Below are 24,126 nucleotides of genomic sequence, written 5' to 3'. Positions count from 1 at the left end.
ATTAGCTCGTGTGGTAATGTGCGGCGAGCCGCGCCAGACCCTCGTCAATGGAGACCGAAGGGGCCCAGTCCAGGACTGCCTGGGTGTGCCGCTGGTCAAACCAATGGGCGGTGGAGAGCTGTTCGGCCAAGAACCGGGTCATGGGAGGCTCATCGTGAACCCAGCCGCGGGTTCCGGCAGCCGTCCAGGCCTTTTCAATGACCGATCCGGCACCCCTGGCCAGCCAGCCCGGCACCGAATATCCGGGTGCCGGGACGCCCGCCGCCGCACAGATCCCGGCGATGAGTTCACCGACCGGACGAGGCTCGCCGTTGGTGACCACCAGGGCCTGACCGTGGGCGTAGTTCATGCGTTCGAGGCCGCGCACAATGGCGTCGGCGGCATTGTCCACGTAGGTGGTGTCAATCAGGGCGCGGCCGCCATCGAGCAGGGGAAGCCGTCCGGTCCTTGCCCGTTCAATAACGCGTTCCACCAATTGGGTGTCACCGGGGCCCCAGACGATATGCGGCCGGATGGCTGTGACCTGGAATTCGGGGCAGTCCTGTGCCAGGGCCAGTTCTTCTGCAGCGGCCTTGGACCGGGCATAGTGTCCGTGGGCCCGCGACTGATCGGCAGTGCCGGCCCCGGCCCCCACAATCGAGGAGCCGAAGTGGGCCACCGACGGGGAGGAAACAAACACGAAATCCCGCACCCCGGCACGCTGCGCCGCGGTGATCAGTTGACGGGTGCCAACGACGTTCGTGACAACAAAGTCGTTCCACTCGCCGGTGAAGGAGACCTTCGCAGCCAAGTGGATGACGGCGTCAACGCCTGCCACGGCGCGGGCAGCCACGTCGGGATCCGCCACGGAACCCTGGATAGACTCCCAAGGATCCGTTACGGCGCTGCGCTGCAGTGTCCGCACCGTGTAGCCCCGGTTGTGCAGGAGCTGTGCAACGGCCCGCCCCAACATGCCGCTGGAACCTGTCACCAAGACCTGCCGGGATGCCCCGCCGGCACCGCCGCCTTGAGCCTTGCCCCGCCCCTGCGGTGAGGAATCCGGGGGGCCGGCGGCCGCCGTCGCACGCCTGCTCACGGCCGGCCCGCTTTCTGCCCCGTCAGCATGCGCGAGGCCCACGCGGAAAGTGCCGTGCGGTCAATCTTTGAATTGTGCCGGATGTCGGTGGGCATGGCGTCGATGACAAGCACCGCCGCCAGCTCCATGCCCGCTCCCAGCGCAGCGGCACGGACGGCAGCGGCCACTGCGGCATCCGCCAGACCAGACTGCTTTGCAGGAGGCTGGGTTTCAATGATGGCGACAGTCACCTGGGTGCCTGCTGGCCCCACCCCCACCACCGCGGCGCGCGTCACTACGGGCAGCAATTCCAGGGCCTGTTCGCCGGCCACGGGGGTCAACGCCCCGCCGGCGGTGGTCAGCACGTGGGCCAGCCGGCCTTCCACCCAGAGCCGGCCCTCGGTGTCCAGATGGCCCACATCGCCTGTGCGGTGCCAGCCTGGAATGGATGTGCTGAGTTCCTGCGTGATCCACAGCCTGTCGTAGCGTGCCTTGACGTGCGGGGCACAGACCAGGATCTCGCCCGTGACGTTGGCGTCAGTGGTCGGTTCACAGACCACTGTTCCGTCGGGATTCAGCGGGGCAATTGCCACGGTGGCACCGCTGACGGCACGCCCCACGCACACTCCGTTCCCTGCCCCGGCGCCGCGAATACCGGCCAGGTCAATGTCCGTCACAGGCAGGGCCTCGGTCATGCCGTACGGGGTATGCAGCACGGCGTTGGGGGCGAGCAGCTGCACCTGGGCCAGCAACGGCTCGGCTAAGGGGGCTCCTGCTGAAAGGACCAGTTCGACGCCGGACAGTGCGGCATGCGCGTTGGCCGTCAGTGCATCCTGGGTGGCCACCACGTTGACAAGTGCCGCAGGGGAGGCAAAAACCACTGTTGCGTGGATGGCCGCTGCGGCCTCCCCGAGGGCCAGCGCCGTCAGGGTGCGAGGCGCCGTCACGTCCATGTCGGGGGTGACGGTGGTAGCACCCAGGGCCGGCCCCAAAAGGGCGAACGGGGCAAAACCCGCCACCAGGGCGGTGCCGGCCGCCAGCTTGTACGTGTCCTTGAGGGCGTCGCGCATGGCCGCCAAACGGCGGTGCGTGTACACAACGCCCTTGGCCGGACCGGTGGAGCCGGAGGTGAACAGCACGGCGGCATCATCGTCCGGATTGGCTGTGCCAAGGGCCGGTGCCATGCCGGCCAGACGCAATGCCCGGCCGTCGGCCAACAGCTGGGGCACTGTTGCCGCCACGGAAAGCAGGTTCGCCTTCAGGGCCGCCCCGGTACCGGAGAAGTCGTCGGCGGCGATCTTCACACCCGGCCAGTTGTAGAGCCTGGCACCAGCCAAGGCCCGCTCAATACCAATCAAGTATGCCGGTCCGGCTCCCTTGATGGCACGGCTCATGCCCTTCGTGCCCAGGCCTGCATCGGCCACAACTATGACCGCACCAAGTCGCAGGCAGGCATAAATTAGCGTTGTTAGGTTAATTCCTGGTGGGACCAGCAAGCTGACGCGGTCACCGGCTTTGACGCCCAGATCGGCAAGACCCACGGCCAGATCGTCGACATCACGGGCCAGTTCGGCCCAACTCAGGGCCCTTGTGCTCCCGGAGCCGAGCATGTCCACGATGGCGGTGGAGCCGTCATCGCGACGGGCATCCAGCTCGGCCAGCATGGGGCGGTACCCGGGTCTCGACGGAGCTTGACCAACGGGGACGGCTTGACCAACGGCAGCGCCCGGGACGTTCTTGGCGAGCCAGGCAAAAGTGGGGGTGGCGATGTCCTGATCTTCCTGGACCAGGTGGCTGGCGCCCTCGAAGCGGTGGACGTTGGCCTGGGGAAGCCGGGTGAGTAGATCCTGCAGGTAGCGGTCGGAGAACACGGGGTCCCGGGGGCCCCACATCATGAAGGCCGGCACGCCCAGGGTACGGATGCCGGAGGAGACGGCATCCAGCGCCGCCCACGACGGGTGGGCCGGGGTGGCGGGGATGTCTGCCACAAAATTGCCCACGCCGGCGCGGCGCAGTGTTGTTGTGTAGGGTGCCATGAAGGCGTCACGCACCTCCGGGGCCAGGGCGGGCTGCGCGAGTCTGTGAGTCACACGCAAGAAGGCGGAGGACGTCGTCGTGCCCCACTTGTGGACGGCCGGGTGCAGAGCGAGTTTCAGGGCACGGGGCAGCGAATAGCCTGCCGGGTGGACGGCCGTGTTGGTCAACACCACAGCGGCCAGCTGATCGCGGTGGCGGGTGGCCCAGCCCAGGGAGATGAGCCCGCCCCAGTCATGGCCCACGGTCACCACCGGCCCTGACAGTGCCAGGGCAGAGGTTAGGTCCCCCAGATCGGTGATCCGGTCCTCCAGACGCCGGAACGTGCCGGTGCGTTCGGAGAAGCCCATATCCAGCTGGTCGACGGCGATAACCCGCCACGGGCCGGCCGCGGCAAGCGTCTGCGGGGACGTCGCCCCGGCAAGCAGGCAACGCCACAGGTAGGACCAGGTGGGGTTGCCGTGCACGCACAGCAGGGTTCCCACCGGTTCCAGACCGGTGGCGGCAACGTCGGCGTCGTTGTCAAGAAAGTGCCATTGGTGGCGGGTCCCGGGGGAGTCAACCGCTGCGGTAGAGGGCACCGAAAGGGTGCGGCGCCAGCTGGCCCGCACACCCGGCCAGGGGTCCGGAAAAAGCGGGCCAGGGGCGGTGGCAGCTACCACGCAATTTCCATCATCGCGGTGTTCAATCCCGAGCCCACACCCATGCAGAGTACCCGGTCCCCGGGGGTGAGCGTCTGTGCTTCCTGGGCCAGTGTCATGGGCAACGAGGCAGGACCCACATTGCCCCACTTGGGGAACGTGATGGGCACCTTGCTGCGCACCAGGTCAACGGCCTTGATGATGGCGTTCGTGTACGAGTTGGACACCTGGTGGGTGACGTACCGGTCCATTTTGCGCCAGTCCCAGCCGTTGCTGTGGGCCTCGTGCCAAGCGTCGGTGACCAATTCCAAACCGTTGTCCAACAGGCCCTTGGTGTCGGTGAACATGCCGTCAGGGCCGCCCACACACAGTTCATGATGCGAGGTCCCGGCCCGGGACACCCCGCCTAGGATGCGGTGGCCGCCGGGGTGCAGGTCCGCCGGTCCAATGACAGCGGCAGCGGCACCGGAGCCCAGCGTCAAGGTGGCAAACTCGCGCAGATAATCGGCACGCGTGGAGGATTCCTGGTTCAGGCGCCGGAACGTGGTTTCCTGGGTGGCCTGGGCGTCCTCGCCGGCCACAATGAGGGCATATTTGATTTGGCCGGAGTCGATCATGTTCGCGGCAAGCGTGATTCCGTTGACGAATCCCAGGCAGGCGTTGGCCAGATCAAAGTTCAGGGCGGATGATGGCAGGCCCAGCCCGTTGTGGATCTTCACGGCAACGGACGGTTCCAGGTTGCGCCGGGTGACGGAGGTATTGATGAGAAGGCCAATTTGGTCGGCCTCAATTCCGGACTCTGCCAAGGCCTTGGCGCCTGCCTCGATGGCGGCGTCGTCAAAGTCTGTTCCCGGCGCCCACCAGCGGCGCTCCTGCACCCCGGCAACCCGCTCAAGCATGCGCTTTGAAAGCCGCAAACGCTTCAGGCTAGGGGCCAAACGCTCGTCAAAATCGGCGGAGGTGACAACGACCGGGGCTTCCACACTGGTGACGGCGAGTAAGGAGGTGTTGTGGTGACGAAACGTTGCGTTGCCGATCAAATTCCAGCCTTTTTCTTCTGTGTTCCGGGGGCGCCCAAGAGCGGATTGCTAGCCTGCCCAACCAGCCACCCGTGGACGCACAGCGGCGGCGTCCCCGGCCCGATATCTAGTCTCAGCCTTAACTATGCACCTTCAACGGGGGTTCATGCACATACCCCATCGCGCATACATGTACGGTGAGACCCCGTCAGGGAATGATTCCACGGTAGATTAAGCAGTGAAAACCTTTTCGCTCGCAGGAGTATAAAACAGTTTGTATCTAAAAAGTCTGACCGTGCGTGGATTCAAGTCATTCGCCTCGGCCACCACCTTCGACTTTGAACCCGGGGTGACGGCCGTCGTTGGCCCCAACGGCTCGGGTAAATCCAATGTGGTTGACGCCCTGGCCTGGGTCATGGGCGAACAAGGGGCAAAAACTCTGCGTGGCGGCAAAATGGAGGACGTCATTTTTGCCGGCACCTCCGGGCGGCCGCCCCTGGGCCGTGCCCATGTTGCCTTGACCATCGACAACGCCGACGGCGCCCTGCCGATCGAATACTCCGAGGTCACCATCTCCCGAACCTTGTTCAGGACCGGCGGCTCCGAGTACGCCATCAACGGCACCGCCTGCCGGCTCCTGGACATTCAGGAGCTACTCTCGGATTCGGGCTTGGGCAAAGAGATGCACGTCATTGTGGGCCAGGGCCAGCTGGACAAGGTGCTGCACGCCAGCGCGGAGGACCGCCGGGGCTTCATCGAGGAAGCCGCCGGCATACTCAAGCACCGCCGCCGCAAGGAAAAAACGTTGCGCAAGCTCGAGGCCATGTCCGCCAACCTGGCCCGCCTGAACGATCTGACCGGTGAAATCCGTCGCCAACTCACCCCGCTGGGCAAACAGGCAGCCGTGGCCAGGCGGGCCCAGGCAGTCCAATTCGACGTTCGCGACGCCAAGGCGCGCCTGCTAGCCGACGACATCGTGACCTTGACCAACGCCGTCGTACAGGACGAAGCCGACGAACTGGCGCTTAAGGCCAGGCGCGGGCAGGTGGAGGCGGACCTGCTGACGGCCCGGACGCATCAGGCCGGGCTGGAGCAGGACGCCGCGTCTGCCGCGCCGTTGCTGGCCGCAGCCAGGGACACCTGGTATCAGTTGTCGGCCACCCGGGAAAAGTTCCGGTCCCTGGGCGTGCTCGCCGCTGAGCGGCACCGGCATCTGGGGACCACGGACGTTGCCGCGGATCCCAGCCGGGATCCCGACAAGCTGGCTGAGCAGGCCCTGCGTCTGCGGACCGAGGAAGCCGATCTTGACTTGGCGTTGGAGGAGCGCCGCTACGGGCTGGAGACGGCCCTGGAAATCAAGGACGACGTTGAGGCCGCGGTTCGTGCCGAAGAGCAGCGCGTCCGGGAGCTGCTCCGGGCCACCGCCGACCGCCGGGAGGGGCTGGCGAAGCTCGCCGGGGCCGTGGCATCCGCGCGCTCCAAGGTTGAGTCCTCTGAGGCCGAGATTGGGCGCCTGCACCAGGGCCGGGCCGCAGGGTCCCAAAGGCACAGTGCGGCCGCCGCCGAATTTGCCGCATTGGAGGCGCAGGTTGCCGGCGTGGAGCAGGGTGAGGAACGCCTTGACGCCGACTATGAGCAGGCTGCCGCAGCCCTCGCCGAGATAGACTCCGTCATTGACGAGCTGACGGCTGCGCAACTGGCTGCCGAACGGGAACGCGATTCCCTGGCCGCCCGCAAGGATGCCCTGGCCGTGGGATTGCTGCGCAAGGACGGCTCGGCGGAGCTGATCGCCTCGGGTCAGCCCGGAGTGCTCAGCGCCATGGCCGAGCTGTTGACGGTGGAAGCCGGCCACGAGAGCGCCATCGCCGCAGCCCTGGGTGCCGCCGCTGAGGGTGTGGCTGTGGCCGATTCTGCCGCGGCCGTGGCGGCGTTGGAGCGGATCAAAGCCGACGACGGCGGACGAGTCACCCTGGTGGTGGCCGGCGGTTCCGTGCCGGAACCGGCGCGCCCGGAGTTGTCCCAGGAGGTGCGCGCCGCCGTCGCCGCCGTGCCCGGCGCCGCCGTCGCACGGGCCCAGATTGGCGGACCCGTCGAGTTTTCGCCGGCCCTTGACGCCCTGCTCAACGGCGTGGTGCTGGTTCCCGGCCTGGCCGCGGCGTCGGAGGTACTCAAGCGTTTTCCGGCCCTGACAGCCGTCACCGCCGAGGGTGATGTCTTGAGCGTATTTTCGGTGCGGGGAGGTTCGGCGAGTGCCCCGTCGCTGCTGGAACTGCAGGCGGCCGTGGATGAGACCTGGGCAAAGTTGCAGGCGGTCACGGCAGAGGGGGAGCGGGCCCGCTTCGCCTTGGCAGCGGCGACCGCACAGCGCGTTGGCGCCGCGGCAGCCGAGAGCGCGGCCTTGGCGGCCTTGCACGACTCCGACGCCCGGCTCGCCGCCGTCTCGGAACGGTTGGGGTCGTTGGGGGCAACCCTGCGCTCCGCTGCTGGGGAATCCGAACGCCATGAGCTGGCCTTGGCCGTGGCAACGGCTAACTTGGAAAGGGAATCCCAGGCGCTGGCAGAGATTGCCCAACGGCTGGCCCTGGCACAGCAGGCACCGGCGGAGAGCGACCCGTCCATGGACGAGCGGGATGCCTTGGCGGCCCAGGCGACGGCGGCGCGCGCTGTTGAGATGGAATCCCGCCTATCGCTGCGCAGCACCGAGGAGCAGCTCAACGCCGTCCGGAACCGGGCGGCCGCCTTGGAACGGGCCGCGGCCAGCGAGCGTGCAGCACGTGAGCAGGCAGCGGTGCGTGCCAAGCGGCGTCGTGCTCAAGGGCGCAAGGCCGCCGCCGTGGCCGCGGCTGTGACCACCATCCTGGATTTTATTGAAGCGTCCATTGGGCTGGCCGAACGTGAACGCGACACCGCCGAGGAACTGCGCGCCCAGCGTGAGGTTGAGCTGATGGCGGTGCGCTCAGCCACCGTGGAACTGGAGAAGGAACTGGCCACACTGGTCGATTCCGTGCACAAGGACGAGCTGGTCCGGGCCGCCCAGCGCCTGCGCATCGAGACGCTGGAAAACAAGGCCATCGAGGAACTGGGCCTCACGGTGGACCACCTCATCAACGAGTACGGGCCCGCCACGCTGGTACCCCCGGGCCCCGGGGAAGCCGCCGACAAGTGGGCTTCCCTGCGGGTGTCCGTCGATGATTCCGGCGCCGAAATCCCCGAGGGCATCCCCTATGTCCGTGAAGAGCAGGAGAAGCGGCTCAAACGAGCCGAGCGGGACCTGGCGGCGTTGGGGAAAGTGAACCCGCTGGCCCTGGAGGAGTTTGCCGCGCTGGAGGAACGCCACCAGTTCCTGTCCACCCAGCTGGAGGACCTAAAATCCAGCCGCAGGGACCTGATGGACATTATTAAGGAAGTGGATGCGCGGGTAGAGGAAGTGTTCACCTCTGCCTACGCCGACACGGCCGCGCAGTTTGAGGGCGTCTTTGGCAGGCTTTTCCCGGGAGGGGAGGGCCGGCTGGTGCTCACCGACCCCTCCGACATGCTCACCACCGGAATCGAGGTGGAGGCGCGCCCGGCAGGGAAGAGGATCAAACGGCTTTCCCTGCTCTCCGGCGGCGAGCGGTCATTGACGGCCGTGGCGCTGCTGGTCGCCATCTTCAAGGCCCGGCCCTCGCCCTTCTACGTCATGGATGAGGTTGAGGCGGCGCTGGATGACACCAACCTGGGTCGGCTCATCACCCTCTTTGAGGAACTGCGGGAGTCCAGCCAGCTCATCATCATCACCCACCAAAAGCGGACCATGGAAGTGGCCGACGCCCTCTACGGCGTCTCCATGAGGGGCGACGGCGTCTCCCAGGTCATCAGCCAACGCATGGACCGGGCTGACGCCCAGGCGTAACGGGGGCTGCCACCGGGAACCGATTCTCTAGTCCAGTTGCTCAGCGCCCAGGCTCGGACCGTGCTCCGTTGTCGGCAGCAATTTCACATCCCTGTGCAACGTGTCCTTGGCGGCCAGCCAGAAGGCCATGCTGATCAAGGAGACCACCGTGGCCATGGCGAAGGCCAGTCCGTAGGAGAACATGTCGACCAGGACACCGGCGGCGATGGGGCCAATGATTGCGCCCAGGTCTGAGCTCATTTGGAACGTGGCCAGCACCTTGCCGCCGGAGCGGTTGTTGCCGATCACATCAGCGATGGTTGCTTGCTGTGCCGGCCCCATCAGGCCGCTGCCGATGCCGGCGATGGCCGACACCAGGAAGAACCAAAACTCGTTGCCGGTGAATCCAAGAACGCCCATGGCTACCCCGTTGACTGCCAACCCTGCCAGAATCATGGGCTTGCGCCCCCAGGTGTCTGCGAACTTTCCCGAGAATGTGAGCGCGAGCGCAGTTCCCACGGCAAAGACCGCCAGCGAAACGCCGGCCACTTCGGGGCCGGCACCCAGCGCGACCGTGGCGAACAAAGGCACCAGCGCCATCCGGATGCCGAAAGCGGACCAGCCGTTGGCGAACCCCGAGGTCAGTACCGCCCGGTACGCAGGCATCCCGAGTGCGTCGCGGAGCGGCAGAACCGCGCCCTTGACCGCCTTCGTGACGCCCGGAACTGCCTTATTGGCGGGCAGCTGGGTGGCGACCAAGATGGCGACCAGGAGCAGTGCCACCGCATACACCAGGAACGGCAATTGCATGCCAAAACCCGCCAACAGGCCACCCACCACGGGGCCGGCGATGTTCCCCAACAGGAACGATCCCGCGTACAGGCTGGAGACCTTTCCCCGGGCCTGCGGGGGTGCCAGCCTGATCAGCAGACCCATGGCGGCCACCGTGAACATGGTGGAGCCGATGCCGCCCAGTCCGCGGAAGAGCAGCAACTGCCAGTAGTTTTGGGCGAAAGCGCAAGCTGCCGACGAAGCCCCCACAATCAGAATGCCCACCACGTAGGTGCTGCGTTCACCCCACCGTTCCACCAGTACGCCACTGAGCGGGGCGAAGACCAGACGGGTGAAGGCAAAGACGCTGACCACGACGGCTGCGGCACTGACACTGACGTCAAAGCTCGCGGCGAATTGGGGCAGGACGGGGGCCACAATACCGAAGCCGATGGCGATCAGGAATGCGGCGGCAATCAAGACCTGGATTTCTCGAGGTATCTGGACGGCAGGTTCTGGGGCAACAATTTTTGCGGACATCAGCATTGAGTTTGTCACAGCTGGGCAAAACCTGCCCGGTGTCAACCCTCGTGAGAGACTGGGGGCGTGAATGAATCTCTTGCCATCATCTTGACCATTGTTGTTGGGCTCGCCGTTATTGGCGGCTTCATCCCCGTCCTCCTGAAGGCACGGCGGAACAGCCAAAACTACACGGGACCGCGCGACGCCAACGATCCCGCCTCGCTGGATGGGGACGGCTCCTTCGCTTCCTCCACCGGCACCTTGCTGGAGGATCGGCCCGAAACTCTTGCTCCGGCGTCGGAGACCGCAGTTGAAGAAGTGCAGGCTGCTCCCACGCTGGAGAAGCCGCTACCCGTGGAGGGGCGCCTGGTCCGTCTGCGTGCCCGCCTGTCCAAGTCAAACAACGCCCTGGGCAAGGGCCTGTTGGCGCTGCTGGCGCGTGAGACCATCGATGAGGATGTGTGGGAAGAGGTCGAGGAAACACTGCTGCTGGCCGACATCGGCACCGACTCCACCATGGAGCTTGTGGACGTTTTGCGCGAGCGGGTGAAGGTTTTGGGTGTCCGCAGCCCCGAGCACGTCCAGGCCATGCTGCGTGAGGAACTGATCAAGCTGGTCGATCCCACCATGGACCGCTCACTGAACATTGAACGACACGAGGACCGCCCGGCTGTCCTGATGGTGGTGGGCGTTAACGGCGTCGGCAAGACCACCACGGTTGGCAAACTGGCCCGTGTGCTGGTTGCCGAGGACAAGGACGTGCTCCTGGGCGCGGCCGACACCTTCCGTGCTGCGGCGGCCGAGCAATTGGCCACGTGGGGTGCCCGGGTTGGTGTGCCCACCGTGAGGTCCGACGTCGATGGAGCGGACCCGGCGTCGGTCGCCTTTGAGGCTGTGAAGGCAGGCATTGAGCAGGAAGTGGACGTGGTCATGATTGACACCGCGGGCCGCCTGCAAAACAAGGTGGGCCTGATGGATGAGTTGGGCAAGGTCAAGCGCGTCATTGAAAAGCAGGCCACGGTGGATGAGGTGCTGCTGGTGTTGGATGCCACCACCGGCCAGAATGGCCTGACCCAGGCCAAGGTGTTCGCGGAGGTTGTGAACATCACGGGCATTGTGTTGACCAAGCTTGACGGCACCGCCAAGGGTGGCATTGTGGTGGCGATCCAAAAAACCCTGGGTGTTCCGGTCAAGCTCATCGGCCTGGGCGAAGGCGCCGACGACCTGGCACCCTTTGACGCCGAGAACTTCGTGGATGCACTGCTGAGCTAGACCGAGCGTGACGGAGGGCGCGTAACCTGCCGGAAACAAAGGCGGCGACGGAAGTTAACCCGTCGCCGCCTTTTGTAACGTCACCGAAATTTTTGCTGTGGCCGGTGGAAACACGGCTGCACCATCGTTGTGAGTGTCCAGTTTGCACGGCCCCCGTAGGGCGGTGCGTAAGAACACCTGCAACGAAAGGCCAGAGCACATGAACACTGGCGATACAGCGTGGGTCCTCGTCTCGGCAGCCATGGTGCTGCTGATGACCCCGGGCCTGGCATTCTTTTACGGCGGCATGACCCGGGCCAAGGGCGTGCTGAACATGATGATGATGAGCTTTGGCGCCATCGCGGTCGTCGGCGTCCTGTGGGTGCTCTTTGGCTACTCAGCCTCCTTTGGCACCGATGTTGGCGGCGGGCTGCTGGGGAACCCGTTTGAGAAGTTCGGACTCCAGGGGGTCCTTGACACCGGCGAGGGCATGCCCCTGGTGGGCACCATCCCCGAGATTGCGTTTGTTGGCTTTCAGGCGGTTTTCGCCATCATCACGGTGGCCCTGATCACCGGTGCCATTGCGGACCGGGCCAAGTTTGGTGCGTGGATGGTTTTCGCGGCCGTCTGGGTCACCGTGGTGTACTTCCCCGTGGCCCACTGGGTCTTCTCCTTCACCAAGGACGCCAACGGAAACCCCACCGGCGGTTGGATTGGTCAGGGCCTGGGCGTTATCGACTTCGCCGGCGGCACCGCGGTGCACATCAACGCAGGCGCCGCCGCCCTGGCGCTGGCACTGATCCTGGGCAAGCGTAAAGGCTTCGGCAAGGATCCCAGCCACCGACCGCACAACCTCCCGTTCGTCATGCTGGGAGCCGGTCTGCTCTGGTTTGGCTGGTTTGGTTTCAACGCCGGCTCCGCATTGGGCGCCAACGCCGTGGCCGGTTACGCCTGGATCAACACCTTGGCAGCACCCTGTGCCGCGATCCTCGGCTGGCTCCTGGTCGAGAAATTGCGTGACGGCCATGCCACCTCGCTGGGTGCGGCCTCCGGGGCGGTGGCCGGACTCGTTGCCATCACGCCGGCTTGCTCCGCCATCACCCCCATGTGGTCCCTGGCACTCGGCCTTCTCGCCGGCGCCGTTTGCGCCCTCGCCGTCGGCCTGAAATACCGGCTCGGCTTTGACGATTCCCTGGATGTGGTGGGTGTCCACCTGGTGGGTGGCATCATCGGGACCTTGTTCATCGGCCTCGCCGCCGACCCGAGCGCACCGGCAGCCGGCAACGGCCTGTTCTACGGTGGCGGCCTAGAATTGCTGGGCAAGCAGTCACTCGGAGCCTTCGCCGTGATGCTGTACTCCTTCACCATGGCCTACATTATCGGTTGGATCATCAACAAGACCATGGGCTTTAGGATCTCCAAGGAACACGAGATCGCAGGGATTGATGTGGCCATCCACGCCGAGTCCGCCTACGACTTTGGTGGCCGCGTCTCCGGCAGCTTCTCGCCCCACAGTGAAACGTTCCCCACGGGACCGAGCCTGGCCGAGGTCAGCCACTCCGATCAAAAGGTTGAAGCATGAAACTAATCACCGCCATCATCCGCCCCGAACAGCTCGACGACGTCAGGGCCGATCTGGAGAGTTACGGAGTCCAGGGCCTGACCGTCAGCAGCGCCCACGGATACGGTCGCCAGCGCGGGCACACAGAGATCTACCGCGGGGCCGAATACACGGTGGACCTCCACGCTAAGGTCAGGATCGAGGTCCTGGCCACGGATGAGCAAGCCTACGACCTCATGGACACCATCGTGGCCAGCTCAAACACCGGCAATGCCGGTGATGGCAAGGTCTGGATGGTGGAGGTGTACGACGCAGTCCGTGTCAGGACGGGTGAACGCGGGGTAGCAGCGATCTAGGGTTCCAGCCCTGGACGACGCCGGCAGCCGGGCGAGCTTGCAAACTCACCCGGTGCCGGCGTCGTCCATGTTTGCTTATGCGCACCCGCTGGACCTTGGCATTGCGCCAGTGGCCCAGCTGCGCATCGCGCCGCTGCCCATCCTGCGCATAGGAGAACCGCTATGGCTCCTCCACAGGCCGTCCCGCTCCCGCTTCCTTGCACAGGGTGGCCGGTGCCGGTGCCGTGGGCCGCGCGAGCCCGAAACAATGGATGGCATGAGTATTCACAGCACCCTGCTGGCCCGTCCCGTGCAGGACACAATTGCAGCCATGGGCAAGGTGGCCCGGCGCAAGGACCTGCTGCAACTCGGGTACACCGCATGGAACTTGAAGCAGGCCTTGAATGCGGGCACCGTCAGGTGTGTTGCCCGGGGCTATTTTGCGCTACCGGATGCTGACCCGCTGGATGTTCTCCTGGCCCAACACCAGGCCCGCAAGACCTGCTTCACGAAGGCGGAAGAATTGGGGCTGTGGATTCTACAGCCCATGCCGATGCCCCACGTGGCAGTGGCACACGGGAGGCAGGTGCCCGGATGCCTGGTCCACAGGGTCAAGGGCCGGCAGATGTTGACGGACATCTTGCGCCAGTGTGTCGGCTGCGGGACGGAGTTGGAGGGCCTGGTAGTTCTGGAATCCGCGGTCGTGCTCAAGAAATGCACTATTCGCCAGTTACGACAGGCCTTCCAGGGGAGCGCTGGCGCAGCGGGACGGGCCATCATTGGGATGATTGACCCGCAGGCACAGTCCATCGTCGAAACGGTGGCGCGCTACACCCTGAAAATGGCCGGCTACAACGTCCAGGGCCAGGTAGCCATCAGGGGTGTGGGTCATCTTGACCTTCTGGTGGAGGGGGTGCTGGGTGTGGAAACCGACGGCGAAAAATATCACAACACGCCCCAAGGATGGGCTGAAGACCTGCGACGGGACAATCTGTTGGTCATCGGGGGCGTTTGGAAGTTGCGGATTCCGGCGAAGGTGGTGCTCTGGAACCCGGAGCTGATGCTGCTCTGGATCAGGCAAGCGCTCGAACGGATAGATTCAACAACAAAATGACGCCGGCCGTTCCGTTGTGCGCGGCGCCAGCGTGCCGGTCCTGCGCAGCTGGAGAACTGGCGCAGGGCCGGCACCCCCGCTTTACGCATAATAAAACTGCTGCGGACGCTCAGTCGTTGCTCGTGCTCCAACCCGCCGGGCCAGAAGTGCCGGCGGCGTAGTCCTGCATGGGCACGGCACCGGACTTCCAGGCGGCAAACGCCGGTTCCACAATCCGCCAGCAATCCTCAGCGGTGTCCCCGCGCACGGAGAGCAGCGGGTCGCCGTTGAGCACGCCCTCGAGCACTTCGCCGTAGGGCAGCAACGGGTCGCTGCCCAGTTCGGTTTCCAGTTGTACCCGGTCGAGGGTGAACAGGTCTCCGGGGCCGTTCACGTCCAGGTCCAGGGTCAGAGTTTCCGGGCCAAAGCCAATGTGGAGCCGGGTGGGAGAGTCCGTCCCCGTGAAGCCGAGGGGCAGGTGCGGGACAGGTTTGTAGGTGATGACAGCTTCCTTGCGGTTGCGGCCCAGTGCCTTGCCGGATCTGAGGATGAAGGGCACCCCCGCCCACCGCCAGTTGTTCACGTAAACCTCCACCTCGGCCAGGGTTTCGGTGTCATTGGCCGGGTCCACGCCTTCCTCGGAAAGGTAGCCGGGGACGTGCTTGCCCTTGAGGGTTCCCTTGGTGTACCGGGCGCGGCGGGAAGACGCGCCCGGGTCTGTGTCGCCCGTGCGGCCCACTGTGCTGGCACGCAGTACGGCGGCAATGCTGGAGCGCACGTCCATCTCGCCCAGGGTCGCCGGCGGTTCCATGGCCACGATGGCCATAATTTGCAGCAGGTGGCTTTGGATCATGTCGCGCCCGGCCCCAGCGTGGTCGTAGTAGCGGGCCCGGTTCTCGAGGGCGAGGTCCTCGTCGAAGATGATCTCCACCTTGGTGATGTGTTCGCCGTTCCATAGTGGTTCCAGGAGCCTGTTGGCAAAGCGGAGACCGATGATGTTCAAGACCGTCGATTTGCCAAGGAAATGGTCCACCCGGTGGATGTGGTCCTCGGCGACCAGTTTCGCCAGTGTCTCGTTGAGTTCATGGGCGGAGGCGCTGCTGGAGCCGAACGGTTTTTCCATCACGAGCCGGGTGCCGGCTGGCAGCTCAGACTTTTTGAGCACCTCGCACGCTTTTTGGCTGATGGCAGGGGGCAGAGCGAAGTACACGGCAACGGGCCCCTCAACCGTGCCCAGGAACGCGCCCAGCTCACCCTTGGCCGTGACGTCGAGCTGCTGGTAGCGGCTGTTCTTTTGCACGGAGGCTAGTTCCTGGATGCCGCTGGATTGCTCACCGGCGCCCAGGGACTCGGCAAAACTTTCCGTCAGCCGCTTCTGCCACCGCGCCGGCGTCCAGTCGTCGCTGCCCGCCCCCACCAGAGCGAGCCCCGGTGCCCGCCCTGAGGCAATGAGGCGTCCGACGCCGGGCAGCAACAGTCTTCCTGTCAGGTCACCTGACGCGCCCAATATGACCAGGGTCTTGATCCGCACACCGGGGCGCGCACCCGAGTTTGCTGGCGGCCCGGCGTCGCGTGTGGCCGTGGTCTTGTGGTGGCTGGAAATTCGTGTGGTTTTAGTCACAGAATCAGCATGCCACTTTGGCGGGCAAAAATCTTGGCCACCACGCAACGGAGCGAAGTTGGCCTGGTCCGGGGCGGGGTGAAAAGTTATTCCGAAACTGGACCGCAAAGGTGCACCTCGCGGTGCCTGGCAGTTGGTACCCTTGATAGTTGAGTCCCACAGGAAAGGGAGTGGATGCGCCATCGCTGGCTGTCCGCCGTTCTCATCCTGCAATTATGATGCCGCACCCGTAGCATGCGGTTTGGTCCACCAGGGGCCAAGCCGCGCGGGTGTTGGCGGTACCCAGACGAAAGAAGTACACGGCGCGTGTTCAACTCCCTATCTGACCGGCTGACAGCAACTTTCAAGAACCTTCGCGGCAAGGGCAGGCTCAGCGAGGCCGACGTCGATGCAACAGTGCGCGAGATCCGTCGCGCCCTGCTCGACGCCGACGTCGCCGTGCCCGTGGTGCGAGAGTTCACCGCCAAGGTCCGGGAACGGGCCATGGGTTCGGAGGTCAACGAGGCGCTGAACCCGGCCCAGCAGATCGTGAAGATCGTCAACGAGGAACTCGTCGCGATCCTCGGTGGCCAGACGCGCCGCATCAATCTGGCCAAGAACCCGCCCACCGTGATCATGCTGGCCGGTTTGCAAGGTGCCGGCAAGACCACCCTGGCCGGCAAACTGGCCAAGTGGCTCAAGGGTCAGGGCCACAGCCCGCTGCTGGTGGCAGCGGACCTGCAGCGCCCCAACGCCGTCAAGCAGCTCCAAGTCAACGGTGAGCGCGCAGGCGTCCCAGTTTTTGCACCGCACCCCGGTGTCAGCAGCGAATCAGAATCAGCCACCGGCGATCCCGTCGCCGTTGCCCTGGCCGGTCTGGCCGAGGCCAAGTCCAAGCTGTACGACGTCGTCATCGTTGACACCGCCGGGCGCCTGGGCATCGACGCCGAACTGATGAAGCAGGCCTCGGATATCCGCGCCGCCATCGACCCCGACGAGGTGCTGTTCGTCATCGACGCCATGATCGGCCAGGACGCCGTCAACACGGCCCAGGCGTTCAACGAGGGCGTGAACTTCACCGGCGTTGTCCTGACCAAGCTCGACGGCGACGCCCGAGGAGGCGCGGCGCTCTCCGTCGCCTCGATTACCGGCAAGCCGGTCATGTTTGCATCCACGGGCGAGTCGCTGGACGATTTTGAATTGTTCCACCCGGACCGCATGGCCAGCCGCATCCTGGACATGGGCGATGTTCTGACGCTCATCGAGCAGGCTGAAAAGAACTGGGACAAAGGCGAAGCCGAGCGGATGGCGAAGAAGTTCGCCGACCAGGAAGACTTCACCCTCGATGACTTCCTGGCGCAGATGCAGCAGATCCGCAAAATGGGCTCCATGAAGAAAATGCTCATGATGATGCCCGGCGCGGCCAACATCCGCCAACAGCTAGAGAACTTCGACGAACGCGAAATTGACCGGGTTGAGGCCATTGTCCGCTCCATGACCCCGCACGAGCGGATGGCGCCGAAGATCATGAACGGCTCACGCCGGGCACGCATCGCCAAGGGTTCAGGTGTCCATGTCTCCGAGGTCAACGGGCTGTTGGAGCGTTTCAGCCAAGCCCAAAAGATGATGAAGAAGATGGCGCAGGGCGGCGGCATCCCGGGGATGCCTGGCATGCCCGGCCCGGGCGGTTTCGGCAGCGCCCGCAAGGGCAAGCAGAATCCGAAGAAGAAGGCGAAGTCAGGTAACCCGGCCAAGGCGGCGGCCGAGCTCAAGGCTGCCCAGGAGAAGGCCAACGTGCCCAAGGCGCTGCCCACGGGTGCCGCTTTCGGTGCCGGCAACGAGGACTTTGACCCGTCAAGTTTGAACCTTCCCAAAGGTTTTGAGAAGTTCCTGGGCAAATAAACTGTCTGACACCGCGGCGTTGAGAGTCCCCTCAGCCACATCCGATAGCCTGCTGAAATGACAAAAACCCGGATTGTGTTTGTGCACGGACTCGACGGCTTCGGCGCCGCTGCCTGGCCTGCGCAGCACCGCCTGGCCGGGCGCTACGACTCCCTGTTTCTCAAGCGCACCGGTTTTGACGCAGCGGAGCCCCCGGCGGCCACCGATTTTGCCGCCGACGCCGCCATCGTCATTGCTGCGTTGGGAACCGGCGGGCATCTGGTGGCACATGCGCAGGGCGCGATTTCTGCCATGATGGCGGCCGTTGAACGGCCGGATTTGGTGAAATCGCTGGTGCTGCTGGAACCTGCCCTGCTGTCATTGACTGCCGAACTGCCCGCCACCTTGGCGTATCGGGAACACCTAGAACCGTTGTACGCCAGGCGCGAGGAACTCCGTGACACCGAGTTTGCCGTTGAGTTCCACCGACTGACCTCCTCCACATCATCCGCGGCAGCCCCGGCTGCGGGTGGTTTGGCCGGCACCATGCCGGGTGGGACAGTCGCAGCCACGGGCCTTCCCAGCACGCAAGGCGAGTCGGCGCGGCGGCGGGCAGCCCGCACCCGGTTGCAGGTACCGCCCTGGGAAGCCCCGCTGCACATTGTGCCCGGTGTCCCCACCGTGGTCATCACTGGGGGATGGGAGCCCCTGTATGAGGAGATTGCCGACTACCTGGCGACGACCGGTGCCCGCCACATCATCACGCGTGGCGGGCACCGGCCCCAGGACGGACCGGAGGGTGCGGCGCTCATTGAGCACTTCCTCGAAGAATTCTCCGGGCAGCCGGGGGATTCAGGCCCGCACTGATGCCGCCCGGGCGGTGTCTGTGCCGCCCACTAGACTGAAACTATGTTTGACATCCGGCCGGCGGCATTGAGCGAGTTTTCGCTGCTGCCTGCCCTGGAAGCCGCGGCGGATCAGGTATACGGCAGCCTGGAACCGGCCATTCCCTTCGGGGATTTTCCGCCTCCGGCACGGCCCCAGGAGTATGCCCAGGCATTCCACATCATGGTGGCAGGGCGTCCACCGGTGGGGTTTGTCCGCCTGGAAATAGTTGACGGCAATGTCCACATGGAACAACTGGCGGTCATGCCCGAATATGGCAGGCGGGGCGTGGGGCGGGCACTGGTCACAGCAGCCAGGGCGTGGGCGCAGGAAGCCGGTTTCCATGCCATGACCCTGTGTACTTTCGCGGATGTCCCCTTCAACGCACCCTTCTATGCCAGCTGCGGGTTTGTTGACGTGCCACCGCAGTCCCTGGGCCCGGAACTGCAGGCGTTGCGCACAAGGGAAGCGGCAATGGGCCTGGACTCCATGGGACCCCGGGTGACAATGGAGAGCATCTTCCCTTCCCCGGAATAACTTGAAACTTCAAGTAGTTGGCGCAGGTATGACGACCGCCAAAGATCTGCTCCCCGCAAGCCTCCGCATGGGCACCGTGATGCTGAAGGTAGGGGACGTCAATCTCATGAGCAACTACTACCAGAAGGCTCTTGGTCTGAACATCGTGGCGGAGGCCGACGGCGGAGCGTACCTGGGCCGCGGCGACACGCCCCTAGTCCATCTTCAGCCGGCCAAGGGCCTGAACCTGCCCGGCCGCGGCGAGGCCGGGCTGTTCCACACGGCACTGCTGTTCACTGATCAGTCATCACTGGCGGCCACCGTGGCCAGTGCTGCCCAGTACAACCCGGCGCTGTTTGCCGGCAGTGCCGACCACCTGGTCTCCGAGGCGTTCTACTTCACCGACCCTGAGGGTAACGGGATCGAGCTCTACTGGGACCGCCCCCGCAGCGACTGGAACTGGGACGGCTCCACCGTGGTCATGGACTCCCTGGCCCTGCCGCCGCAGCACTTCCTCACCCAGCACCTGACCGAGGAATCGGTGGCAGGACAGCCCAATGCACTGGCCGCCGTCGGGCACGTCCACTTGCAAGTTGGTGACGTGCTGACGGCGGAAAAGTTCTACGTTGACACCCTCGGGTTCCAGAAGACGGCCGGTTTCCACGGGCAGGCCTTGTTTGTCTCCGCCGGCGGCTACCACCACCACATGGCGATGAACGTGTGGAATAGTCGCGGCGCCGGACCCCGCAAAGACACCCTGGGCCTGGGCGAAGTTTTGATCGCACTGCCAGGGAAGGACGACGTCGGGGCGCTGGCGGAGCGTCTGGCCCACCACGGGTACGCCGTCGCCGATGATGGGTCCGAGATTCGTTTTGAAGATCCGTGGCGGAACCAAATCCGCGTTAGTGTTGAGGTATTACCCGGCGCCGTCGCGAACTGACAGGGTCGCCTGCCTGTTACGCCAGACCGGACAATTCCACAACCGTTCCACCGAAAGGCTTCCGCGTGGCCCTCTACTCCGAGTTCTTCATCGCCGACCACCACCAGGCTGTTGCCCGCGCCAAGGCCCGTGAGGGAGGAAAGTCACCCGCCATCGATGTGCCGGTGCTGCCCACCCCCGGCCTGAGCGACTTCGAGATTGAGGTGCTTGGGGAACTGGCGGTCCGGAAAGTGCATGCGACCGGTGTTGGCGCAGAGCTGAGCCTGGTCGACATTGAACTGGACACGCTCTTTGCCATGCCGGATGCACTGTTGGAGGTTTTTGCCGAGCTCAACGACCCCGAGGACCCTGAGGACGTTGTTGACCTGGCCGCCGAATGGGCCGCCGCCGAGGAGATGGAATCCACGCCGGAGGTCACCGAGCCGCTGTTGCGCGCCCTGACCGCCATGGCCGCCGCCGCCTTGAAAGCAGCCGAAGGCAACCCACGGATGTCATTGTTCTTCTTCTCCGCGCAGTGACGCATTTTTACTCATATGACGCACGACACCTCTCATGTATGGGCCGCCGCGTAGCGGGGATGGCGCAACGTCTGGCATAATGAGTGGGTACTCGATCCGCGCGGCCCCTCTCTCCGCGTGATGGTCCTGTCCTTAGAAGTCCGCAGATCGGCCCGCCCCACGGGAGCGTGACACGGAATTCGCCCCTTTTTCGAACCAGGAGTAACCACAAAAGTGGCCGTAAAGATTCGCCTTAAGCGCTTTGGTAAAATGCGTGCACCGTACTACCGCATCGTCGTCATGGACTCACACTCAAAGCGTGACGGCCGTGCCATCGAGGAAATCGGCAAGTACCACCCGACCGAGCAGCCCTCATTCATTGAGGTCGACTCTGACCGTGCCCAGTACTGGCTCGGCGTTGGCGCTCAGCCGTCTGAGCCTGTTGCCAAGATCCTGAAGATCACCGGTGACTGGCACAAGTTCAAGGGCATCAAGGGCGCCGAAGGCACCTTGAAGACCAAGGCTCCGAAGGTTGCTTTTGTAGCCCCCGAAGCCAAGAACCTCATTGTCAAAGAAGCCATCACCAAGAAGGCCAAAAAAGCTGACGATGATGCTGCTGTAGAGACCACTGAGGCTCAGTAAGTTGCTGGCTGAAGCGCTGGAGCACCTTGTTCGCGGGATAGTTGACTCTCCCGAGGACGTCAAGGTGAGCGTCAAGAACAACCGCCGCGGGGAATCCCTCGAGGTGCGCGTTCATCAAGACGATCTGGGTCGGGTCATTGGCCGCCAGGGTCGCACCGCCCGTGCCTTGCGTACGGTGGTTGCCGCCTTGGCGAACGGCGAGCCTGTCCGTGTTGACGTTGTTGACACGGACCGCCGCTAAACCTACCGCCCAGAAGCTCGTGACCTGCTTGCGCAGGAACGTAGTTTTCAGCAGTAAAGCCAAATGTTTGGCCCCGGCACCATAATGGTGTCGGGGCCAAATCTTTTTCCAGCGGTACCCACACAAAATAAGCACGTACTAGGAGTTCTCATGCAGGTTCAGGTTGCCCGAATTGGCAAGCCCCACGGCATCCGCGGCGAAGTGACAGCCCTTGTCCTCACCGACGCCCCCGATTCCCGGTTTGCCCCGGGCACCGAATTTGTGGTGGAGCCGGCCATGCTGGGCACGCTCACCGTCCGCAGCTCACGCTGGAACAAGGACATCTTGCTCTTGGGCTTCGAGGGCACCAACACCCGCAATGATGCCGAGCTGTTGCGCGGGGCCACCTTGTTCTTTGAATCCGACGACGACGAGGACGACGACGCCTGGTACGAACACGAATTGCTGAACCTTGAGGTGCGGGTGGGCGACAAAAAGGTGGGCAAGGTGACCGGCTTGCGCACCCAGGCGGTCCAGGACCTGTTGATCGTTGAGGACAACGAGGGAGACGAAGTGCTGGTCCCCTTTGTTGATGAGATCGTCCCCGAGGTCAACATCGAGGAGGGCTATGTGCTGCTGACTCCTCCGGCTGGGCTTTTCACCGTCAACAAGGAAACGTCCGTGAATGATGAAACCGGTGTGGAAGGTGCGCAGGACTAATGCGCTTTGATGTTGTCAGCATCTTCCCGGAGTATCTGGCCCCGCTGGAGCTGAGCCTGATTGGCAAGGCCCGCACCGAGGGCCTGCTGGAACTGAACGTCCACGACTTGCGCGCCTACACGGCCGATCGCCACCGCACGGTGGATGACACCCCGTACGGCGGCGGCGCTGGCATGGTCATGAAGCCCGAGCCGTGGGCCCAGTCATTGGGCGATATTGCTGAAAAGTCACCGGCGACCGCGGACGGGCGCAAGCCTGTCTTGATCGTGCCTTCTCCAGCCGGCGAAGTCTTCACCCAGGCGTTGGCCTATGAACTGGCCGAGGAAGAACACCTGGTGTTCGCGTGTGGCCGCTACGAAGGCATCGATGAACGTGTGCTGGAGTGGGCCGGGGATCAGTACACGGTACGTCCCATCAGTCTGGGCGACTACGTGCTCAACGGTGGCGAGGTGGCCGTGCTGGCCATGGTTGAAGCCATCGGCCGGCTGATCCCTGGGGTGGTGGGGAACCCCGAATCCCTGGTTGAGGAATCCCATTCCGACGGTTTGCTGGAATACCCCGTCTACACCAAGCCCTCCGTGTGGCGGGACCGGGAGGTGCCGGAGGTGCTGCTCAGCGGCAACCACGGCAAAATCGCCAAATTCCGCAAGGAACATCAGCTGCGTCGCACAGCAGCCCGCCGTCCCGACTTGATTGACGCGTTGGATGTTTCCACCTTCAGCAAAGCAGAGAAGAACACGCTCTGGGAACTGGGGTACGTCGTCGTCGACGGTAAGGCAATGCGGCGCGAGAACGATTAGCAACTGGGTGCAAGCTGTGGCAAAATAAGTAAATGTGCTTGACTGGGCGCGTTCCTGCCACAGGGGGAACGTTCTTCAACAGAGCGGCACGCCGGTGATCCACTCAAGGTACACCGGTCTCAATCTTTCGATTTCCATGACTGGCCTGCTTGGCCGTCCATGGAGTCGTGACACAAAGTAAATGACCTGTGGCGTTTGCCTGGAGTTGTGAAAATGCATATTCTCGATTCTGTTGACGCAGCCAGCCTGCGCAGCGACATCCCCGCCTTCCGTGCCGGGGACACCCTCAATGTTCACGTGAACATTATTGAAGGTTCCCGCTCACGTGTCCAGGTATTCAAGGGCTTTGTCCTTGGCCGCCAGGGCGACGGCATCCGCGAGACCTTCACGGTCCGCAAGGTCTCCTTCGGCGTCGGCGTAGAGCGTACCTTCCCGGTACATTCCCCGGTCCTGGACAAGATCGAGGTCGTAACCAAGGGTGACGTTCGTCGCGCCAAGCTGTACTACATGCGTAACCTGCGCGGCAAGGCTGCCAAGATCAAGGAAAAGCGCGACAACCTTCCTGTCAAGTAAGGTCTTCGCACTTTGAATCAAGTGAAACGCCGGTCCAGGAAACTGGGCTGGCGTTTTGTTGTTCTAGCCGTGGTGACGGTCTTTCTTTTCACCGCAGTGGTTCGCAATGTGTGGGTGGATGTTTACTACATCCCTTCCGAATCCATGGAACCGTTACTGCTCACGGGCGACCGCGTATTGGTCTCCCGCACCGACTTTGCCAGCGCACCCATTCGGCGCGGGGATGTGGTGGTTTTCGACGGCAGGGGATCCTTCACGCCCTTGAACAGTGGCCACGGCCCGCTCATGGACGCCGCGATCGGCACCGGGCAATGGCTGGGGATGGTGCCCAACAACAATATTTACGTCAAGCGGGTGCTGGGCGTGGCCGGGGATACGGTTAAATGCTGTTCCATCAGCGGGCTTTTGGAGATCAACGGGGTTCCCATCACCGAGAGTTACCTGCATCCCGGGGATGCGCCCAGCGCGTTGAAGTTCGAGGTGACAGTTCCGGAGGGTAAATTGTGGCTTATGGGTGACCATCGTGAGGTGTCCTTGGACTCGCGGTCATTGCTGGGCATGCCTGGCGGAGGCCTGATTTCCACCAGCAGGGTCATCGGCCGCCCGTGGACAACAGTGTGGCCGCTGGGCAGGATTCATGTTCTGGAGCGAGACGCCGTTCGCGCCCCTTGAGTTTTTCCCCGCCTTCCGGGCGGGTCAT

General features: G+C 64.2%; 21 protein-coding genes. 16 read left to right on the top strand and 5 right to left on the bottom strand.

The window, feature by feature from the left end; translation table 11 throughout:
* Position 1: 1 nt before the first annotated feature.
* The 3 genes from AOC05_RS09390 to AOC05_RS09380 all read right to left on the bottom strand — a co-directional run bounded on the left by AOC05_RS09390 (position 2) and on the right by AOC05_RS09380 (position 4,769).
* Complete coding sequence (locus AOC05_RS09390) at positions 2-952, bottom strand: NAD-dependent epimerase/dehydratase family protein (protein WP_062009584.1); 951 nt, start codon at positions 950-952, stop codon at positions 2-4.
* Positions 953-1,071: 119 nt separating this feature from the next.
* The gene (locus tag AOC05_RS09385) at positions 1,072-3,750 is read right to left on the bottom strand and encodes an alpha/beta fold hydrolase (protein ID WP_062006997.1); all 2,679 of its coding nucleotides are present in this window, start codon (positions 3,748-3,750) and stop codon (positions 1,072-1,074) included.
* Positions 3,744-4,769 carry a 3-oxoacyl-ACP synthase III gene (locus AOC05_RS09380; protein ID WP_062006996.1) on the bottom strand — a complete coding sequence of 342 codons (1,026 nt, stop codon included), beginning with the start codon at positions 4,767-4,769 and terminating at the stop codon, positions 3,744-3,746. Before AOC05_RS09380 ends, AOC05_RS09385 begins: the two co-directional genes overlap by 7 nt.
* 253 nt (positions 4,770-5,022) lie before the next feature.
* On the opposite strand from AOC05_RS09380, the gene smc reads away from it, so the two are divergent.
* On the top strand, positions 5,023-8,640 hold the full coding sequence (smc, locus tag AOC05_RS09375; protein ID WP_195849295.1) for a chromosome segregation protein SMC: 3,618 nt from the start codon (positions 5,023-5,025) through the stop codon (positions 8,638-8,640).
* Between the two features lie 27 nt (positions 8,641-8,667).
* Here smc and AOC05_RS09370 read toward each other — a convergent pair whose 3' ends face one another.
* Positions 8,668-9,930 carry an MFS transporter gene (locus AOC05_RS09370; RefSeq protein ID WP_230085277.1) on the bottom strand — a complete coding sequence of 421 codons (1,263 nt, stop codon included), beginning with the start codon at positions 9,928-9,930 and terminating at the stop codon, positions 8,668-8,670.
* A gap of 66 nt (positions 9,931-9,996) precedes the next feature.
* On the opposite strand from AOC05_RS09370, the gene ftsY reads away from it, so the two are divergent.
* From ftsY to AOC05_RS09350, 4 genes are all read left to right on the top strand, one after another.
* Positions 9,997-11,184: a signal recognition particle-docking protein FtsY gene (gene ftsY, locus AOC05_RS09365; protein WP_062006995.1), complete on the top strand. Its 1,188-nt coding sequence runs from the start codon at positions 9,997-9,999 to the stop codon at positions 11,182-11,184.
* A gap of 199 nt (positions 11,185-11,383) precedes the next feature.
* Positions 11,384-12,745, top strand: coding sequence for an ammonium transporter (locus AOC05_RS09360; protein ID WP_082357889.1), 1,362 nt, complete (start codon positions 11,384-11,386; stop codon positions 12,743-12,745).
* Positions 12,742-13,080 (top strand): P-II family nitrogen regulator, encoded by a 339-nt coding sequence (locus AOC05_RS09355; protein WP_062006994.1) that lies wholly within the window; start codon positions 12,742-12,744, stop codon positions 13,078-13,080. Before AOC05_RS09360 ends, AOC05_RS09355 begins: the two co-directional genes overlap by 4 nt.
* A gap of 256 nt (positions 13,081-13,336) precedes the next feature.
* Positions 13,337-14,173 carry a hypothetical protein gene (locus AOC05_RS09350; RefSeq protein WP_157374953.1) on the top strand — a complete coding sequence of 279 codons (837 nt, stop codon included), beginning with the start codon at positions 13,337-13,339 and terminating at the stop codon, positions 14,171-14,173.
* A gap of 109 nt (positions 14,174-14,282) precedes the next feature.
* Here the strand turns inward: AOC05_RS09350 and AOC05_RS09345 are convergent, their stop codons facing one another.
* Entirely contained in the window at positions 14,283-15,677 is a 1,395-nt protein-coding gene (locus AOC05_RS09345) for a glucose-6-phosphate dehydrogenase (RefSeq protein ID WP_062009580.1), read from the bottom strand.
* 402 nt (positions 15,678-16,079) lie between these two features.
* Here AOC05_RS09345 and ffh point away from each other — a divergent pair, with 402 nt between their 5' ends.
* The 11 genes from ffh (at position 16,080) to lepB (ending at position 24,098) form a co-directional block, all read left to right on the top strand.
* Positions 16,080-17,654: a signal recognition particle protein gene (ffh, locus tag AOC05_RS09340; RefSeq protein WP_062006992.1), complete on the top strand. Its 1,575-nt coding sequence runs from the start codon at positions 16,080-16,082 to the stop codon at positions 17,652-17,654.
* A 57-nt stretch (positions 17,655-17,711) separates the two neighbouring features.
* A complete protein-coding gene (locus AOC05_RS09335) occupies positions 17,712-18,500 on the top strand; it encodes an alpha/beta fold hydrolase (protein WP_062006991.1) in 789 nt (262 codons plus the stop codon).
* A gap of 42 nt (positions 18,501-18,542) precedes the next feature.
* Positions 18,543-19,055, top strand: coding sequence for a GNAT family N-acetyltransferase (locus AOC05_RS09330; protein WP_062006990.1), 513 nt, complete (start codon positions 18,543-18,545; stop codon positions 19,053-19,055).
* A 28-nt stretch (positions 19,056-19,083) separates the two neighbouring features.
* Positions 19,084-19,974, top strand: a complete 891-nt coding sequence (locus tag AOC05_RS09325; protein WP_062006989.1) for a VOC family protein — start codon at positions 19,084-19,086, stop codon at positions 19,972-19,974.
* A 65-nt stretch (positions 19,975-20,039) separates the two neighbouring features.
* Positions 20,040-20,492: a hypothetical protein gene (locus AOC05_RS09320; protein WP_062006988.1), complete on the top strand. Its 453-nt coding sequence runs from the start codon at positions 20,040-20,042 to the stop codon at positions 20,490-20,492.
* A gap of 213 nt (positions 20,493-20,705) precedes the next feature.
* Positions 20,706-21,113 carry a 30S ribosomal protein S16 gene (gene rpsP / locus AOC05_RS09315; RefSeq protein WP_062006987.1) on the top strand — a complete coding sequence of 136 codons (408 nt, stop codon included), beginning with the start codon at positions 20,706-20,708 and terminating at the stop codon, positions 21,111-21,113.
* A gap of 1 nt (position 21,114) precedes the next feature.
* Complete coding sequence (locus tag AOC05_RS09310) at positions 21,115-21,354, top strand: RNA-binding protein (RefSeq protein ID WP_062006986.1); 240 nt, start codon at positions 21,115-21,117, stop codon at positions 21,352-21,354.
* Positions 21,355-21,504: 150 nt separating this feature from the next.
* Complete coding sequence (gene rimM / locus AOC05_RS09305) at positions 21,505-22,053, top strand: ribosome maturation factor RimM (protein WP_062006985.1); 549 nt, start codon at positions 21,505-21,507, stop codon at positions 22,051-22,053.
* Positions 22,053-22,853, top strand: a complete 801-nt coding sequence (trmD, locus tag AOC05_RS09300) for a tRNA (guanosine(37)-N1)-methyltransferase TrmD (RefSeq protein WP_062006984.1) — start codon at positions 22,053-22,055, stop codon at positions 22,851-22,853. The genes rimM and trmD overlap by 1 nt, the downstream gene beginning before the upstream one ends.
* 213 nt (positions 22,854-23,066) lie before the next feature.
* The gene (rplS, locus tag AOC05_RS09295) at positions 23,067-23,426 is read left to right on the top strand and encodes a 50S ribosomal protein L19 (RefSeq protein WP_062006983.1); all 360 of its coding nucleotides are present in this window, start codon (positions 23,067-23,069) and stop codon (positions 23,424-23,426) included.
* 12 nt (positions 23,427-23,438) lie between these two features.
* A complete protein-coding gene (lepB, locus tag AOC05_RS09290) occupies positions 23,439-24,098 on the top strand; it encodes a signal peptidase I (protein WP_062006982.1) in 660 nt (219 codons plus the stop codon).
* The last annotated feature ends 28 nt before the right edge of the window (positions 24,099-24,126 follow it).

Source organism: Arthrobacter alpinus (genome assembly GCF_001294625.1).
GTDB classification, from domain to species: Bacteria; Actinomycetota; Actinomycetes; order Actinomycetales; family Micrococcaceae; genus Specibacter; species Specibacter alpinus_A.
This window is presented reverse-complemented; position numbering and strand designations above follow the sequence as displayed.

Excerpts from the sequence above, each read along its gene's own strand:
- AOC05_RS09390 (WP_062009584.1), bottom strand. The coding sequence starts at position 952 with ATGTTGGGGCGGGCCGTTGCACAGCTCCTGCACAACCGGGGCTACACG.
- AOC05_RS09370 (WP_230085277.1), bottom strand. The coding sequence starts at position 9,930 with ATGTCCGCAAAAATTGTTGCCCCAGAACCTGCCGTCCAGATACCTCGA.
- AOC05_RS09360 (WP_082357889.1), top strand. The coding sequence starts at position 11,384 with ATGAACACTGGCGATACAGCGTGGGTCCTCGTCTCGGCAGCCATGGTG.
- AOC05_RS09355 (WP_062006994.1), top strand. The coding sequence starts at position 12,742 with ATGAAACTAATCACCGCCATCATCCGCCCCGAACAGCTCGACGACGTC.
- AOC05_RS09350 (WP_157374953.1), top strand. The coding sequence starts at position 13,337 with ATGAGTATTCACAGCACCCTGCTGGCCCGTCCCGTGCAGGACACAATT.
- AOC05_RS09335 (WP_062006991.1), top strand. The coding sequence starts at position 17,712 with ATGACAAAAACCCGGATTGTGTTTGTGCACGGACTCGACGGCTTCGGC.
- AOC05_RS09330 (WP_062006990.1), top strand. The coding sequence starts at position 18,543 with ATGTTTGACATCCGGCCGGCGGCATTGAGCGAGTTTTCGCTGCTGCCT.
- AOC05_RS09325 (WP_062006989.1), top strand. The coding sequence starts at position 19,084 with ATGACGACCGCCAAAGATCTGCTCCCCGCAAGCCTCCGCATGGGCACC.
- rimM (WP_062006985.1), top strand. The coding sequence starts at position 21,505 with ATGCAGGTTCAGGTTGCCCGAATTGGCAAGCCCCACGGCATCCGCGGC.
- trmD (WP_062006984.1), top strand. The coding sequence starts at position 22,053 with ATGCGCTTTGATGTTGTCAGCATCTTCCCGGAGTATCTGGCCCCGCTG.
- rplS (WP_062006983.1), top strand. The coding sequence starts at position 23,067 with ATGCATATTCTCGATTCTGTTGACGCAGCCAGCCTGCGCAGCGACATC.